Annotated in this window: 15 protein-coding genes; 2 read left to right on the forward strand and 13 right to left on the reverse strand. The window is 43.1% G+C overall.

Going from position 1 to position 16094, the window contains the following annotated elements; all coding sequences use genetic code 11:
• Positions 1–36: 36 nt before the first annotated feature.
• The gene (cysB, locus tag HKI82_RS06775) at positions 37–1011 is read right to left on the reverse strand and encodes an HTH-type transcriptional regulator CysB (RefSeq protein WP_102940680.1); all 975 of its coding nucleotides are present in this window, start codon (positions 1009–1011) and stop codon (positions 37–39) included.
• 310 nt (positions 1012–1321) lie between these two features.
• Between cysB and HKI82_RS06780 the strand changes: the two genes are divergently transcribed.
• Positions 1322–2086: a DNA repair protein gene (locus tag HKI82_RS06780; RefSeq protein WP_102940681.1), complete on the forward strand. Its 765-nt coding sequence runs from the start codon at positions 1322–1324 to the stop codon at positions 2084–2086.
• A 71-nt stretch (positions 2087–2157) separates the two neighbouring features.
• A complete protein-coding gene (gene miaE, locus HKI82_RS06785) occupies positions 2158–2928 on the forward strand; it encodes a tRNA isopentenyl-2-thiomethyl-A-37 hydroxylase MiaE (protein WP_171137580.1) in 771 nt (256 codons plus the stop codon).
• A gap of 44 nt (positions 2929–2972) precedes the next feature.
• Here miaE and pyrF read toward each other — a convergent pair whose 3' ends face one another.
• The 12 genes from pyrF to clpP all read right to left on the reverse strand — a co-directional run bounded on the left by pyrF (position 2973) and on the right by clpP (position 16092).
• Positions 2973–3668, reverse strand: coding sequence for an orotidine-5'-phosphate decarboxylase (gene pyrF / locus HKI82_RS06790; RefSeq protein ID WP_171137559.1), 696 nt, complete (start codon positions 3666–3668; stop codon positions 2973–2975).
• A gap of 103 nt (positions 3669–3771) precedes the next feature.
• Entirely contained in the window at positions 3772–4941 is a 1170-nt protein-coding gene (gene lapB, locus HKI82_RS06795) for a lipopolysaccharide assembly protein LapB (RefSeq protein WP_171137560.1), read from the reverse strand.
• A gap of 12 nt (positions 4942–4953) precedes the next feature.
• Positions 4954–5241 carry a LapA family protein gene (locus tag HKI82_RS06800; protein ID WP_042486796.1) on the reverse strand — a complete coding sequence of 96 codons (288 nt, stop codon included), beginning with the start codon at positions 5239–5241 and terminating at the stop codon, positions 4954–4956.
• Between the two features lie 129 nt (positions 5242–5370).
• Positions 5371–5649, reverse strand: coding sequence for an integration host factor subunit beta (gene ihfB, locus HKI82_RS06805; RefSeq protein WP_042486798.1), 279 nt, complete (start codon positions 5647–5649; stop codon positions 5371–5373).
• Positions 5650–5957: 308 nt separating this feature from the next.
• Positions 5958–7628 (reverse strand): 30S ribosomal protein S1, encoded by a 1671-nt coding sequence (gene rpsA / locus HKI82_RS06810; RefSeq protein WP_102940685.1) that lies wholly within the window; start codon positions 7626–7628, stop codon positions 5958–5960.
• A 105-nt stretch (positions 7629–7733) separates the two neighbouring features.
• Entirely contained in the window at positions 7734–8414 is a 681-nt protein-coding gene (gene cmk / locus HKI82_RS06815; protein ID WP_042486803.1) for a (d)CMP kinase, read from the reverse strand.
• A 242-nt stretch (positions 8415–8656) separates the two neighbouring features.
• Positions 8657–8914, reverse strand: a complete 258-nt coding sequence (locus tag HKI82_RS06820) for a ComEA family DNA-binding protein (RefSeq protein WP_240956669.1) — start codon at positions 8912–8914, stop codon at positions 8657–8659.
• Positions 8915–9116: 202 nt separating this feature from the next.
• Positions 9117–10976 (reverse strand): peptidylprolyl isomerase, encoded by a 1860-nt coding sequence (ppiD, locus tag HKI82_RS06825; protein ID WP_171137562.1) that lies wholly within the window; start codon positions 10974–10976, stop codon positions 9117–9119.
• A gap of 154 nt (positions 10977–11130) precedes the next feature.
• Positions 11131–11403 (reverse strand): HU family DNA-binding protein, encoded by a 273-nt coding sequence (locus tag HKI82_RS06830; RefSeq protein WP_042486811.1) that lies wholly within the window; start codon positions 11401–11403, stop codon positions 11131–11133.
• Positions 11404–11595: 192 nt separating this feature from the next.
• Positions 11596–13950 carry an endopeptidase La gene (gene lon / locus HKI82_RS06835; RefSeq protein WP_102953872.1) on the reverse strand — a complete coding sequence of 785 codons (2355 nt, stop codon included), beginning with the start codon at positions 13948–13950 and terminating at the stop codon, positions 11596–11598.
• A gap of 151 nt (positions 13951–14101) precedes the next feature.
• Positions 14102–15382 carry an ATP-dependent protease ATP-binding subunit ClpX gene (gene clpX, locus HKI82_RS06840; protein ID WP_042486817.1) on the reverse strand — a complete coding sequence of 427 codons (1281 nt, stop codon included), beginning with the start codon at positions 15380–15382 and terminating at the stop codon, positions 14102–14104.
• 83 nt (positions 15383–15465) lie between these two features.
• The gene (gene clpP / locus HKI82_RS06845; RefSeq protein ID WP_102940688.1) at positions 15466–16092 is read right to left on the reverse strand and encodes an ATP-dependent Clp endopeptidase proteolytic subunit ClpP; all 627 of its coding nucleotides are present in this window, start codon (positions 16090–16092) and stop codon (positions 15466–15468) included.
• Positions 16093–16094 lie beyond the last annotated feature (2 nt).

The raw sequence follows: 16094 nt of genomic DNA on the forward strand, positions 1-16094 counted from the left end.
TGTAGTTTAGAGGGAGAGATAAATGAAGTAAAAGCCTTAACGTACCGGAAGCTCAATATCTTTAAACATCTCTTCAATCTCCATATTGGATTTCAGAGAGATAGCTTGTTCAACAACCGGACGGGTCAAATGAGGCGCAAAACGCTCCATAAAATCAAACATATAAGAGCGCAAGAAGGTGCCTCTGCGGAAACCGATACTGGTTGTACTCGCGCCGAAGATATGGCTCGCATCAATTGCGACAAGGTCTTTGTCTTGCTCTTTATCAATTGCCATGCTGGCAATCACGCCGACACCGATCCCCATACGAACATAGGTTTTTATCACATCCGCATCGGTAGCAGTAAAGACAACCTTAGGTGTCAACCCTACCCTATTAAACGCTGTATCCAGTTCCGAACGCCCAGTAAAACCAAACACATAAGTCACTAACGGAAAAGCCGCCAAATCTTCAATTGAGATGCGATCTTTCTTCGTTAGTGGATGATCTTTAGGAACAACAATCGAACGGTTCCAGTGATAACAAGGCAGCATCACTGCGTCTTGGTATAGATGCAATGCCTCAGTTGCAATAGCAAAATTCGCTACACCCTTGGCAATTGCTTCAGACATTTGACTTGGCGTCCCTTGGTGCATATGAAGAGATACCTTAGGATAGCGGGCGGTAAATCCTTTAATCACTTCCGGCAGAGCATAGCGTGCTTGAGTGTGAGTCGTTGAGATATTTAGCGTACCCATTTCTGGATGAGTATGTTCACCTGCTACGGCTTTAATACTTTCGACACGAGATAGTATCTCTGTGGCGATACGTACAATATCTTCACCAGCTTGTGTCACCTGAGTAAGATGCTTACCACTTCGCTCAAATATTTGAATACCCAGCTCGTCTTCCAATAAACGAACTTGTTTACTGATCCCAGGCTGAGATGTATACAAACTCTCGGCAGTGGCAGAAACATTCAAATTATGGTTGACCACCTCAACGATGTACTTTAATTGTTGCAACTTCATAACTGCCCTAATTCCTTGCCTAAATGAGTATGCTTTATAATTATTAGTTATATACCCATAGTAGTAGAATTTGCAAGGTCTCACAGCTCAGCAAACGGATAAATTTGATAAAACAATGCCTAGAATCAGAAATTGACTCTATTCTTAACTATTAGCAGCAAAACTTTGTGCGAACCTTCAAACAAAATCGATAGGAGCGTTTTTTTGCTTCAAAAAAAACACAATGAAATTAGTAAATTTCTAGGTGTAGTGATAAGTTATGTTGTTGTATCCTATTCACTAGTCATTGAAAAATGAAGACACGGAATTTATGAATATAGGTTTAATCATTGCGCTGGTTGCAATATTGCTAGTTTTGGTTTTGGGCTACAACATTATGTTGCAGTATAAAGTCAAAGTTGAAGCGGCAAGAAAGCAAGAATCCTCAAAATACTTGGCCATTATTGATGCTACCGAAGATTTGATCGGTAATGCTCATCACCTGCCTTTTAGTAAAGAATTACTGCTTTGCCTAAATATTCGAATTTTGGATTGCTTGCAGAATATGCTTGAACTTGAGCCAAAAAATAAACAATTGGCACAACGTATTGAACATATGAATGCGCAAATTAAACATTTGAAAGAGCATCATCCGGGTGGCGATAGCACAACCTTTAAAGTTCCTAGTAGTGATAAGCAAGCGATTGTGATGCTTAAACTGGTAAAGCGCTTACGCGATACCATTAAGAGCGAACATAATAAAGGTCGCTTTGAAACCCAAGCTTATGTCACTGAAAACGCTCGTCTTGAAAACATTCAAGTTCGCATCAACATTGAAAACGTTATTAAACGGGCAAATGATTCAATTATTCGAGGCCAGCCGGGCACTGCGATCCAGTTGCTACGTAAAGGCTTGGATGTTCTTAGCACAAAGAACGACAACTACTCAAACCAAGCACGAGATAAACTGCAACAGATGTACGATGATCTCGAGCATAGACGTCAATCCAAGAGTGCAACTGAACTTCAAGAGATCGAAGAAAAAGAACGTAACAGTGATATGGAAGCGCTCTTTGGTGAAAAGAAAAAGTGGTAATATACTCGTTACCAATGTAACACTCAGTTTGATGAAAGGTTGCCTCGGCAACCTTTTTTATTATAAGAATGATGAACCAAGACCAAACCTTTAATACTCTGCTCGCCCCAATCCATCAGTTTCTACAATGTCCGACTCCTGATGCTTGGATTGAAGAAGCCAAAAGACCTGCGAACTTATCTAGAATCCTACGCGACCATCTCTTATGTGAGCTGAAAGCGGCTCAGAGTGCTGTGTTTCTATTAAAACGATATGTGCTTACAGAAGAAGGTAAAAAGCAGATAACCCAGCTTGTGGAGCCATATGAGCTATTTGCCTACAAAGGCGTAGGTAACCTTGATACGTTGCGCGGAAAAAGTCAGCTGTCTAAATCCATTGAAGCCAAACAAGGCTGCGCCTATGGACAAGATATGATCGACAAAATGGTGCTGCTTATCAAAGAAGAGCTGCACCACTTTTATCAGGTTTTAGAAATCATTGAACAGCAGGGCTTAGAATATCGTCCGATTACAGCGAGTCGTTACGCAAAAGGGATGATTAAACACGTTCGAACTTATGAACCAGAAGCTCTTATCGATAAACTAATTATAGGTGCATATATCGAAGCCCGTTCATGTGAACGCTTTGCTAAGCTTGCGCCTTATTTAGAAGAATCGATTCAGAAGTTCTATATTTCACTCTTGCGCTCCGAAGCCCGTCACTATCAGGATTACTTAGCACTTGCAGAGAAAATATCTACACAGGATATTACAAACAGAGTCAGGTATTTTGGCGACGTAGAAGCCAAGCTTATCTCTTCCAGTGACACCGAGTTTCGATTCCATTCCGGTTCCCCAGTATAGAGAAAGCCAGCGAGTGTCGCTGGCTTTTTTTGTAGTGCAATTACTTACGCTAATGATGCGTTAATTTCTGCAAGTACTGCGGCTGGGTCTGTAGCCTGAGTAATTGGTCTGCCAATGACTAGGTAGTCAGAACCTGCTTGAACGGCTTCATATGGCGTCATAATACGGCGTTGGTCACCAACATCAGCACCAGCTGGACGAATACCAGGAGTCACCAATTTAAACTCCTTACCTAAGCTTTGTTTGAGCATTTGAGATTCTTGCGCAGAACACACTACGCCATCTAAGCCAGCATTTTTCGTTAAGCTCGCTAAACGCATTACTTGCTCCTGAGGCTTAACATCTAAGCCTATGCCAGCAAGGTCACTTTGCTCCATGCTCGTTAATACCGTTACACCGATCAACAATGGACGATCTTTACCATACGGTTCTAAGATTTCTCGAGAAGCGGCCATCATGCGCTCACCACCACTGGCGTGGACGTTGACCATCCACACTCCAAGTTCAGCAGCAGCTTTTACAGCTTTAGAACAGGTATTTGGGATGTCATGAAACTTAAGATCTAAGAATACAGAGAAGCCACGTTTATGTAGTTCACGAACGAAATCTGGGCCAAAAAGCGTAAACATCTCTTTGCCCACTTTTAAGCGACAGCTTGTTGGGTCGATTCTACTAACAAATGCAAGCGCATCCGCTTGATTATCATAATCCAGTGCAACGATCACTTTCTGGTCGTTCATTTCTACTCCTAAGTATTGATTGAGCTTAAAAAAATGCAGCCATTAGAGCTGCAAGTCTTATTGGCTTAAAACAAACCAATAATTGTGGCCTTTTGACCTATTACTATTCTCCGTCCAAACCGCGAATGGGTTTGACTGACCCCCACCCTTTACAAGAAGGACAGTGCCAATATAAAGAGTGGGTTGAAAAACCGCACTTCCGGCATCGATAATGTGGCTTAACTTTTAATTGTTCACCAACAAGCTTCTTAAGCGTAGACAAACTGGCTTTTGCTCGCCCTTCTTCTGCCTCAGCAATATGATAATCGATCAGACGATAGAAGCCCTTCATTGTTGGATTCTTGACTAACTGTCGTGTTAATAGTTCTTGTGCTGTTGCTACGCCCTCATGCTGAGCAACCAACTGAGCCAGCATCAACTCGGCAGATACACCCGCTTTGTTTTCAATACACTTACGAAGGAATTCAACCAGTTCATGCTCTTGACCAAGATGGTAATAACACTCAGCCAGTGTAGGTAATACTTCACCGATGAAGTCGATATCTTGGTCCAACACCATCGTCATGTAGTGAATGGTCTGCTTATAATCTTCACCTTCCAAATAAGACTTACCCAGAGCAATACTTGCTCTAACACATTTGGGGTCTTCTGCCAGTGCACGTTTAAAAAGTTGAATACTTTTGCTGTCACTGCCATTTGCTTTTTCCTGCATCGCCAATTCACACAAGAAATGAGCAATGCTGCTTTTCATGCGTTTACGTCCCATTTTGACCAACGCTGACGCACATTCGATGGCTTTGTGCCATTCGCGTGTTTGTTGATAAATGGATGTCAATTGCTGCAATGCAGATTCGCGATGTTCAGGTTCATCGATAAGTTGTTCGAAAATTTTCTCTGCACGGTCTAGGAAACCGGACACCATGTAATCTTTTGCGAGCTGCTGAAGAGCCAGATTCTTTTGCTCTATGGTTAATCCAGAGCGGGAGATTAAGTTCTGGTGAATGCGAATGGCGCGATCAACTTCACCACGAGAACGAAACAAATTACCCAAAGCAAGGTGAGTGTCTATGGTTTCGTTATCTACTTGAAGAAGCTCAATAAAGTGATCAACAGCCTTGTCTGACTGATCAGACAATAGCAAGTTTAAACCCGTAACATATTGACGTGAGATTTGGTGAGAATGCTTCTGCTTGTCATGATGGGCACTACGATTACCCATATACCAACCATAAGCGGCAGCGATTGGTAGTAACAAGAAGAGAATTTCTAACATCTAAAAACAGCCTTATCCAATATTAACTCTGTTTTCAGATGAGTCTTTAACTGCTGGCGTCGCTTTTTTAAGTTGTTTGTTTAACTTACGTACTTTCAATTGAGATTTAAGATGTAAGCTGCCAAAAATAATCCAAGCAAGGACAAAGCCAGTGACAAATACAGAACCGAGGAGAGTGGATAGGTGAAACTCACCTTGTGCGAGTAAATAATTGAAAGTCACGACTTCTTGGTTTTGGGAACCCAAAGCCAGTGCAATCAAGAAGAGAGCGAGTACCACAACGATTTTTATAATTTTCATAGTCCATCACCTATCAATAAATCGGCTTTACTGATTATGCAGGAAAATGCCCTGACAAACCATGTCTATATATCATAAAAAAGCGGCACACCTCATCAGTATGCCGCCAATTTCGTCAAGCTAGAGAATTTAACCGTTCACTCTCTCGCGTAATTCCTTACCAGGTTTGAAATGAGGCACATATTTGCCTTCAAGTTCCACTTTTTCACCTGTCTTAGGGTTACGGCCAACGCGTGGCTCGCGATAGTGAAGAGAGAAACTACCGAAACCACGAATTTCGATGCGATCTCCACTCTCTAGAGTGTTGGCCATATGCTCAAGAATATCTTTTACCGCATCTTCGATTTCTTTTGCCGACAGATGTGTTTGCTCAGCACAGAGCCTTTCGATCAATTCAGACTTAGTCATAACTTCCCTCACAGATTTTTTATTACTCATTATAGTGAGTAATATCAATTCCAACAAACACTTACTTTGTATTGTAGAAAATGATCCAGCAAAACACCTAATAGTTTTCTAAAGAATTTCTGTTTATTTACTAAAACATTAGCCCATCTAGGTTGGAGATGCCGCTCAAACACTCTCTTTTAATGAAAAGGAGCACTAACTGCATAAGGTTCAGCGGGTTAAACATTCTATAAATTTAAACTTAGAAAACAACAAGGCAAAAAAAAGGAGCCTTTCGGCTCCTTCTTATTTAGCGATAGCTATAGCTATTATTCGCCTTTAGCTGCTTTGAAAGCGTCTGCCATTGCGTTACCGAAAGAAGCACCATCTTCTTGGTTGATAGAAGCCATTGCTTCTTGCTCTTCAGCTTCATCTTTAGCTTTGATAGATAGGTTGATTACGCGGTTCTTACGGTCTACACCAGTAAATTTCGCTTCAACGCTGTCACCAACGCTTAGGATAAGAGTTGCATCTTCAACGCGGTCACGAGCTACTTCAGAAGCGCGGATGTAACCTTCTACGCCTTCTTCTAGCTCGATAGTTGCGCCTTTAGCGTCAACTGCAGTAACAGTACCGTTAACTAGAGCACCTTTCTTGTTGTCAGCTACATAAGCATTGAATGGGTCGTTTTCCATTTGCTTAACGCCTAGAGAGATACGCTCACGCTCTGCGTCTACTGCTAGAACAACTGCAGAGATCTCGTCGCCTTTCTTGTACTCACGTACAGCTTCTTCTCCAGGAACGTTCCAAGAGATGTCAGATAGGTGAACTAGACCGTCGATGCCGCCGTCAAGACCGATGAAGATACCGAAGTCAGTGATTGACTTGATCTTACCAGTAACTTTGTCGCCTTTAGCTTGCGCTTCAGCGAATGACTGCCATGGGTTAGCTTTACACTGTTTCAGACCTAGAGAGATACGACGACGCTCTTCGTCGATATCAAGAACCATAACCTCAACTTCGTCGCCAACATTAACAACTTTAGATGGGTGGATGTTCTTGTTAGTCCAATCCATTTCTGAAACGTGAACTAGACCTTCAACGCCTTCTTCGATTTCAACGAAGCAGCCGTAGTCAGTTAGGTTAGTTACGCGACCAGATAGTTTGTGACCTTCTGGGTAACGCTTAGCGATTGCTACCCATGGATCTTCGCCTAGTTGCTTAAGACCTAGTGATACGCGAGTACGGTCACGGTCGAACTTAAGAACTTTAACTAGGATTTCGTCACCAACGTTAACGATTTCTGATGGGTGCTTAACGCGTTTCCATGCCATATCAGTGATATGTAGAAGACCGTCAACACCACCAAGGTCAACGAATGCACCGTAGTCAGTAAGGTTCTTAACGATACCTTTAACTTCAGTACCTTCTTGTAGAGTTTCAAGAAGTTCGTCACGCTCAACGCTGCTTTCTGATTCGATAACAGCACGACGAGAAACAACTACGTTGTTACGTTTCTGGTCTAGCTTGATAACTTTGAACTCTAGCTCTTTGTTTTCTAGGTGAGCAGTGTCACGGATTGGACGTACGTCTACTAGAGAGCCTGGAAGGAATGCACGGATACCGTTTAGTTCAACAGTGAAACCGCCTTTAACTTTACCGTTGATGATACCAACAACAGTTTCAGCTTCTTCGTATGCTTTCTCAAGAACGATCCATGATTCGTGACGCTTAGCTTTCTCACGAGAAAGTTGAGTTTCACCGAAACCGTCTTCAACAGCGTCTAGAGCAACATCTACTTCAGAACCAACTTCAACTTCAAGTTCGCCAGCAGCGTTCTTGAACTGTTCAGCAGGGATAGCAGACTCAGACTTAAGGCCAGCATCTACAAGAACGTAACCGTTCTCGATAGCTACTACAGTACCTTTAACGATACTACCTTGTTGGAACTCAGTTTCATTTAGGAACTCTTCAAAGAGTTGAGCAAAAGATTCAGTCATTTATTTAATCTTCAATAATTAAACGTCCACGGGCATCCTACCGCATGGGGGTTATTAAATTCGCCAGTCATCATCCTTGCGACCAACGCTCTTAGCTGACGTGGTTTATTCCGCCAACTTCGATTCGATATATTGTAGTGCTTTTTCGACAACTTCGTCGATAGACATTTCGGTTGAATCAAGCACAAGCGCATCCTCTGCAGGGCGTAATGGAGCCACTGGGCGGTTACGATCTCGATCGTCACGCTCTTGGATTTCGCTTAAAAGGGCGTCAAATTTAACATCAAGCCCCTTCAGTTGCAACTGCTTGAATCGTCTACGAGCTCTTTCTTCAGCGCTGGCATCTAAGAAAATTTTAGCTTCAGCGTTAGGGAATACCACCGTTCCCATATCACGACCGTCAGCTACTAAGCCATTTCCTTCAGCAAATGCGCGTTGTCTGCGCAGCAAAGCCTCACGAACGCGAGGTTGAGCCGCGACTTTAGAAGCCGCCATGCCAGTCTCTTCTTTGCGCAGCTCTTTGGAAACATCTTCGCCCTCAAGGATAACTTTAACTAAGTCACCTTCAGCGATGAACTGAACATCTAAATGCATAGCCAGAGGCACTAACGCGTCTTCGGACTCAAGATCCACACCATGATGGATAGCTGCAAGTGCTAATACTCGATAAATCGCACCTGAGTCTAAAAGATGAAAACCGAGTTTGTTTGCCAATAGCATACAAAGGGTGCCTTTGCCTGCGCCACTTGGGCCGTCGACAGTGATCACCGGAGTGTGTGAGGGCATGTTTTACTCCACTAATTGTTATTCGAAGATAACTTTTATTTCCGTAGATAAACGGTATCCACGTTTCATCGGCGAAAAATTATAGTGGGAATAGAGCAAAGGTGCTAGGAAGGATTTCCATATATCGCGTTTTAATGAGCAAACGCGTAGTCGATAGGTGGTTATGCAACCAATTTACAGACTCGAGTAATGGCCCGAGCCTGTGTTTCAACCAAAATAGTTAAATATTGGGCCCTACAACATTACAGAAGAATTCGGTCTTCGTTTTTCTTTACTGTTGAGGCACCAATACCTTTTACCTTAGTAAGATCATCTTTAGATGCGAATGGCCCATGCTGGCCACGATATTCAACAATCGCTTGCGCTTTTTTAAGTCCAACACCTTTTAGTAAAGTGGATATTTCTTCGGCTGAAGCGGTATTCACATTCACCGTTATCACAATACCATCTGTTTTCACTGTCTGATTGGTACTGCTATCAGCTGCGGACACACTCGTCATAGGTAGCGCTAATGCTAATAGACATGCCAGTAGCCATTGATTTATTAAGCTGCTTTTTTTCACCATATTTCTGCTCTCTCTGTTAATTAAACGAAGCCATCTTAAACAAGCTGCAACGAGAGACAGATTTAGGTTTGAACAAAATAAAAGGAGCTGCAATAGCAGCCCCTTTCGTTAAACATATCAATTACATTTTTTGAGCTTATTGGCTCACAGCGAAGTATTCGATATCCGTATTCGCTCTTAGCACAGACAGAACACCCGCAATATCTTGTTGCACTGCAATACGAGAAAGCTGCGCACCAATTTGATTTTGATATTGAGGTTCAATCTTCGCTTCAACCTTGCTTAGTTCAATCAGAACGATATTACCATCCAGATCTTTCGCTTGAGCGTACACGACCTGGTCTGCTTGCGGTTTAGGCATAGAGTAAACCGTTTGAGCAAGTTGAGAGCCACGGTCTACTGTTTCTAACTCACCGAATGCCAGTTTGTTCTCTTCAAGCAGAGTCTTATCACCTTGCTCAAGACCAGCAATCAACTTATCCGCAAGCTCTAGTGCTTGTTGCTCACCTTTTACTTTAGACAGTTGTGCAACAACCTGATCTTTGACTTCTTCTAGAGGCAGTACCATTTCAGGGCGTGTCTCATCAACACGGACAACAACGACATGTTCTGGTGCCACTTCAATGACAGAAGAGTTCAAGCCGTCTTCTTTCACTTCAGGAGACTGAATCGCTTGTTGAACTGATGCATTTTGCAGAGCTGATGGCATATCTGATTGTGAAATAAAGTCTGTCTTAGCTACTTGAGCCGAAATCGCTTTAGCTGCTTCATCAAGCGAATCAGGATATTCAAACGCGACTTTCTCAAGCTCAGTTTGTAGCTCATAGAAAGTGTCTACCGCTTTTTGAGAAGACAACTCAGTCTTAATTTCTGCCGCCACTTCTTCCAGCGGTTTAGCAATTGAAGCTTTGATGCCATCTAATTTGATAATGTGGTAACCGAAATCAGACTTAACAAGACCAGATACATCGCCGACTGAAGCCAAGCCAAACGCTGCCGCTTCAAATGCAGGATCCATTGTATCGTGTTCAATCCAACCTAAAGAACCGCCATTTTCTGAGCTACCAATATCTTCAGATTTTTCTTCCGCAAGTTTTGCAAAATCTGCACCTGCGTTCAGCTCATCAAGAATCGCTTGAGCTTTAGCTTCGTCATCGCCTTGTACTAAGATATGGCTAACTTCGCGTTGCTCAGCGGTAGAATACTTGTCTAGATGCTCTTGATAGTACTCTTTCACTTGCTCATCGCTGATAGTCACTTGCTCAGCCAACTTCTCGGCTGATAGCTCAATATAAGAGACTTTTACTTGTTCTGGACGAGTGTAACGCTCTGGATTCTCAGAATAGAACTTCTGTACGTCTTCGTCGCTTACCACCACATTGTTGGCAAAATCTTTCAAAGACAATGTAACGGTACGAATATCTCGGGTTTGTGCAATTAACGCGCTTTGAGCGTCAATCTCACCCTGTAGAGTAAACTCACTACCTTGTAGCGCTGACGTTAGCTGACTACGCAGTAGATCACGACGCAGATACTCAGCAAAAGACTCAGCGTTAAAGCCTGCACGACGCAGTGCTGCTTGGTAGATTTCTTGGTCGAACTTACCTTCAGATTGGAACTGAGGCATGTCCAAAATCAGTTTACGAACTTGTTCGTCGCTGATTCTTAGACCTAGTGAATTCGCATGCTGCTCGATGAGGACATCATTGATCATGCGATCTAAAACAGATTTACGGAAAGAAGCAACGTACGCTGGATCTGCTAGTAAGTTAGCAAAATAGTCACCCATTTGAGATTGCATACGGTTTCTTTCGTTTTGATAAGCTTGCTCAAACTGACCGCGGTCAATCTCAATGCTGCCAACTTTAGCCGCCGCGTTATTACCGCCACTGACTAGGTAGCTACCTACCCCTGCGAAGATAAAAGAAAGGATGATTAGTCCTAGGATAATTTTTACCGCGATGCTGTTAACACCCTCGCGTAATCGATCCATCATAGTTTTACTGCTCTCCGGATTTGAAGTTTAGACTTCAGCCAAAAATGAATAGCGCGATAATATCAGAAAAAGAAATGCGCATCAGTAGGATGCGCATAATTAAAAAAGGTTCGAATAAATTTTGCTGCAAGCAGCAAAAAGTCATTCTAAGAAATTAGTTACAAGCGTCTTTCAGTGCTTTACCAGCTTTGAATGCAGGAACTTTAGCTTCTGCGATTTGGATTTCTTCACCAGTTTTTGGGTTACGACCAGTGCGTGCTGCACGAGTACGAACTTGGAAAGTACCAAAGCCAACTAGAGCTACTTGGTCGCCAGACTGAAGAGTATCGCTTACTGCTTCGATAAATGCGTCTAGAGCACGACCTGCTGAAGCTTTTGATAGATCAGCGTTAGCTGCGATTTTTTCTACTAATTGTGTTTTATTCACTGTGATTCCCCTTTGGTCGCCAATTTATTATTTTGTTCGGCGCCTATTCGTTCCATTGATGTTTAAAGATAACCTAAAGCCTTGTTACAACTGGGCTGAAAGCTATAGTGAATAACGGTAGCCTCCAAAAAAAACGCTGACAAGCCCTTTTTGAGCCTATCAGCGTAATCTTTTACTTATTTTTGCTGCACATCACTCTTTTTCGGCTTCAAATGCCACACCAGTAGGGTCATTTTCCAGTGCAACCTTCAAAACTTCGTCAATCCAACGTACAGGAATGACTTTAAGATCAGCGATTACGTTGTCAGGAATCTCTTCCAAATCACGTTCATTGTCCTTCGGAATTAGCGCCGTTTTGATACCACCACGATGAGCAGCCAGTAGTTTTTCTTTCAAACCACCGATTGGCAAAACTTCACCACGAAGGGTAATTTCACCCGTCATTGCAACATCTGCTTTCACAGGGTTACCTGTTAAGCAAGACACTAATGCTGTACACATTGCCGTACCAGCACTTGGGCCATCTTTCGGTGTCGCACCTTCAGGTACATGCACGTGAATATCGCGTTTTTCGTAGAAATCTGGGTTAATGCCCAGTTTTTCTGCGCGAGAACGCACAACTGTCATTGCTGCCTGAATAGACTCTTGCATCACTTCGCCCAATGAGCCAGTCTGAGTAAGCTTCCCTTTACCAGGCATAGACTGAGCTTCAATCGTTAGCAAATCACCGCCGACTTCTGTCCAAGCAAGACCCGTTACTTGACCAATACGGTTGTGTTCGTCTGCTTTACCAAAGTCAAAACGTTGTACACCAAGGTATTCTTTAAGATTATCTTGGTTCACAGTGACATGTTTTACATCTTTGTTTAATAAGATGTTTTTCACTGCTTTACGACAGATCTTAGAGATCTCACGTTCTAAACTACGAACACCCGCTTCACGTGTGTAGTAACGAATCACACCCATAATCGCTGAATCTTCAATGGTAATTTCAGAAGGTTTCAGACCATTACGCTCGATTTGCTTCTCAACTAAGTGACGCTTAGCAATGTTCAGTTTTTCATCTTCGGTATAGCCTGATAGACGAATAACTTCCATACGGTCCAACAGTGGGCCCGGAATATTCATCGAGTTAGATGTCGCAACAAACATTACGTCAGACAAGTCATAGTCCACTTCGAGATAGTGGTCATTGAACGAGTTGTTTTGCTCTGGATCTAACACTTCCAATAGTGCAGAAGCTGGGTCGCCGCGCATATCCGATGCCATCTTATCGATTTCATCAAGTAGGAATAGCGGGTTTTTCACACCAACTTTCGACATTTTTTGGATCAGTTTACCCGGCAGAGAACCGATGTAAGTACGACGGTGACCGCGAATCTCAGCTTCGTCACGAACGCCACCGAGCGCCATACGCGTGTACTTACGCCCTGTTGCCGCGGCAATTGAACGACCAAGTGATGTTTTACCCACACCCGGAGGACCAACTAAACAAAGAATCGGACCTTTTAACTTGCTAATACGACTTTGTACCGCCAAGTATTCAAGAATGCGTTCTTTAACGCGCTCAAGACCATAATGGTCAGCATTAAGAATCTCTTCAGCTTTTGCCAGATCACGTTTCACTTTAGAACGCTTGGTCCAAGGAACGTTGATCATCCAATCGATATAGCTGCGAACGACTGTTGCTTCTGCTGACATCGGAGACATCATTTTCAGCTTCTGCAACTCTTGTTCTGTTTTTTCACGCGCTTCCGCAGGCATTTTAGAGTCTTCGATTTTCTGCTTTAGAACTTCGAACTCATCAACACCATCTTCAGTTTCACCCAGCTCTTTCTGAATCGCTTTCATTTGCTCATTCAGATAGTACTCACGCTGAGATTTCTCCATTTGCTTCTTAACGCGAGTGCGGATGCGCTTTTCAACTTGTAGCAAATCGATTTCAGATTCCATCTGTCCCATTAAAAACTCTAGACGTTCAGTCACATCTAAAATTTCAAGAACTTTTTGCTTATCCGCTAGTTTGAGAGGCATGTGCGCTGCGATGGTATCCGCTAGGCGTGCAGCTTCCTCGATGCCATTCAATGAAGTCAGAACTTCAGGTGGAATCTTCTTGTTCAGTTTAATGAAGCTATCGAACTGGTTGATAGCACTGCGTACTATCACTTCCTGCTCTTTATCATCTAACTCTGGAGTGATCAGGAATTCAGCACTTGCAGAGAAGAACTCACCTTCATGAAACTCATTAATTTTGGCGCGCTGTTGACCTTCGACCAACACTTTCACTGTGCCGTCAGGCAACTTCAGCAATTGCAGAATGGTAGCAACCGTACCCACTTCGAATAAGTCCGAAATAGTAGGTTCATCTGTTTCGGCCTGCTTCTGTGCAACCAGAAGAACTTGTTTGTTGTTGTCCATTGCCGCTTCTAGGCACTGAATCGATTTCTCACGACCAACAAACAAAGGGATCACCATATGTGGATACACCACCACATCACGTAAAGGTAATACGGGGATCTCTATACGCTCGGAACGCTCCAAGTTCATATTATTCTCTCTTCCGCTTTGATATATATCGGAGTATATGGGGGCTAACTAACTGGATTCAATAACAGAATAAAAAAAAGGAGGTAATGATTACCTCCTTTGATTATTTATTGACTCTTAATGGCTTTTAAACCCAAGAGACTTGGCAAATTTACTCAGCGCCAGCTGCTTGGCTCTCGTTGCCTGAGAAAATCATTAGTGGTTCTGATTCGCCGTTAATCACTGACTCATCAATCACAACTTTCTCAACATCAGACATTGAAGGTAACTCGTACATGGTTTCAAGCAATACGCTCTCAAGAATTGAGCGCAGGCCACGAGCACCAGTCTTACGAGCCATCGCTTTTGCTGCGATTGCACGAAGTGCATCTTCACGGAACTCAAGATCAACATCTTCAAGTTCGAAAAGTGCTGCGTACTGTTTGGTCAAAGCGTTCTTAGGTTCACACAGAATCTGAATCAGTGCTTCTTCATCCAGTTCAGTCAGTGTTGCAGTCACAGGTAGACGACCAATGAATTCTGGAATCAGACCATATTTCACTAGATCTTCAGGCTCTACCTGAGTAAACAACTCACCTACTGTTCTGTTTTGATCTTTAGAACGAACTTCCGCACCGAAACCGATACCAGTGCCGGTTGCAACACGTTGTTCGATCACTTTATCTAGACCAGCAAATGCGCCGCCACAGATAAATAAGATCTTAGAAGTATCTACTTGCAAGAACTCTTGTTGAGGATGTTTACGGCCGCCTTGCGGTGGAACCGATGCAACCGTACCTTCAACCAGTTTCAATAGTGCTTGCTGAACACCTTCACCAGAAACGTCTCGTGTGATTGACGGGTTTTCAGCCTTACGAGAAATCTTGTCAATTTCATCGATATAGACGATACCGCGTTCCGCTTTTGCTACATCGTAATCACACTTCTGAAGCAGTTTCTGAATGATGTTTTCAACATCTTCACCAACATAGCCCGCTTCAGTTAGCGTGGTAGCATCTGCCATCGTAAATGGTACATCTAGGAAGCGAGCCAGTGTCTCAGCAAGGAGAGTTTTGCCGCTACCTGTAGGGCCGATAAGCAAAATATTACTTTTGCCAAGCTCGACACCATCACTTGTCGTATCACCATTACGTAAACGCTTATAGTGGTTATATACCGCAACAGCGAGCACTTTTTTAGCGTGTTCTTGGCCAATTACATAGTCGTCAAGATGTGCACGAATTTCACGAGGCGCAGGCAATGCTGACGACTCTTTCTTAGGTAATACATCTTTAATCTCTTCGCGAATAATGTCGTTACATAGATCAACACATTCGTCACAGATATACACAGAAGGACCTGCAATCAGCTTGCGAACTTCGTGCTGGCTTTTGCCACAGAAAGAGCAGTACAGCAGTTTACTACTACCACCCTCTTTGCTTTTATCTGTCATTCGCTAACCTCTTAGCCTTTACTCTTTATGGTTTGAGTGTATAACAATTTCATTTAAATTGCGTTAAACAATTACCAGAACTGTTACTCACCGCGGTGGGTCAGTACTGAATCCACCAAACCGTATTCTACTGCTTGTTCAGCCGACATGAAGTTGTCACGGTCAGTGTCACGCTCAATAATTTCAAGCGGTTGACCAGTATGCTCTGCCAACAAGCGGTTCAATTTGTTCTTGATCGATAGAATTTCTTGCGCGTGAATTTGGATGTCCGAAGCCTGGCCTTGGAAACCACCTAGCGGTTGGTGAATCATTACGCGCGAGTTTGGTAGAACATAACGTTTACCAGGTGCGCCACCAGCTAGTAAGAATGCGCCCATAGAACAAGCTTGTCCCATACATACCGTGCTCACGTTTGGCTTAATAAACTGCATAGTGTCGTAAATAGACATACCCGCAGTCACGCTACCACCTGGTGAGTTGATGTATAGGAAAATATCTTTGTCCGGGTTTTCCGACTCTAAGAAAAGCAGCTGAGCCACGACAAGGTTTGCCATGTGGTCTTCTACCTGACCCGTTAAGAAAATAACTCGCTCTTTTAAAAGACGTGAATAGATATCGTATGAACGTTCGCCACGGGAAGTTTGTTCAACCACCATGGGTACTAGCGCATCAATAATCGGCGACATTGCGTTTTTTTCTTGGTAGCTCATAG

It is taken from the genome of Vibrio plantisponsor, from assembly GCF_013041605.1.
GTDB lineage: Bacteria > Pseudomonadota > Gammaproteobacteria > Enterobacterales > Vibrionaceae > Vibrio > Vibrio plantisponsor.

What these genes read in the sequence shown, in the direction of transcription:
- cysB (WP_102940680.1), bottom strand. Translation starts at nt 1,011, where the DNA reads ATGAAGTTGCAACAATTAAAGTACATCGTTGAGGTGGTCAACCATAAT.
- HKI82_RS06780 (WP_102940681.1), top strand. Translation starts at nt 1,322, where the DNA reads ATGAATATAGGTTTAATCATTGCGCTGGTTGCAATATTGCTAGTTTTG.
- miaE (WP_171137580.1), top strand. Translation starts at nt 2,158, where the DNA reads ATGAACCAAGACCAAACCTTTAATACTCTGCTCGCCCCAATCCATCAG.
- pyrF (WP_171137559.1), bottom strand. Translation starts at nt 3,668, where the DNA reads ATGAACGACCAGAAAGTGATCGTTGCACTGGATTATGATAATCAAGCG.
- lapB (WP_171137560.1), bottom strand. Translation starts at nt 4,941, where the DNA reads ATGTTAGAAATTCTCTTCTTGTTACTACCAATCGCTGCCGCTTATGGT.
- HKI82_RS06800 (WP_042486796.1), bottom strand. Translation starts at nt 5,241, where the DNA reads ATGAAAATTATAAAAATCGTTGTGGTACTCGCTCTCTTCTTGATTGCA.
- ihfB (WP_042486798.1), bottom strand. Translation starts at nt 5,649, where the DNA reads ATGACTAAGTCTGAATTGATCGAAAGGCTCTGTGCTGAGCAAACACAT.
- rpsA (WP_102940685.1), bottom strand. Translation starts at nt 7,628, where the DNA reads ATGACTGAATCTTTTGCTCAACTCTTTGAAGAGTTCCTAAATGAAACT.
- cmk (WP_042486803.1), bottom strand. Translation starts at nt 8,414, where the DNA reads ATGCCCTCACACACTCCGGTGATCACTGTCGACGGCCCAAGTGGCGCA.
- HKI82_RS06820 (WP_240956669.1), bottom strand. Translation starts at nt 8,914, where the DNA reads ATGACGAGTGTGTCCGCAGCTGATAGCAGTACCAATCAGACAGTGAAA.
- ppiD (WP_171137562.1), bottom strand. Translation starts at nt 10,976, where the DNA reads ATGATGGATCGATTACGCGAGGGTGTTAACAGCATCGCGGTAAAAATT.
- lon (WP_102953872.1), bottom strand. Translation starts at nt 13,950, where the DNA reads ATGAACTTGGAGCGTTCCGAGCGTATAGAGATCCCCGTATTACCTTTA.
- clpX (WP_042486817.1), bottom strand. Translation starts at nt 15,382, where the DNA reads ATGACAGATAAAAGCAAAGAGGGTGGTAGTAGTAAACTGCTGTACTGC.
- clpP (WP_102940688.1), bottom strand. Translation starts at nt 16,092, where the DNA reads ATGAGCTACCAAGAAAAAAACGCAATGTCGCCGATTATTGATGCGCTA.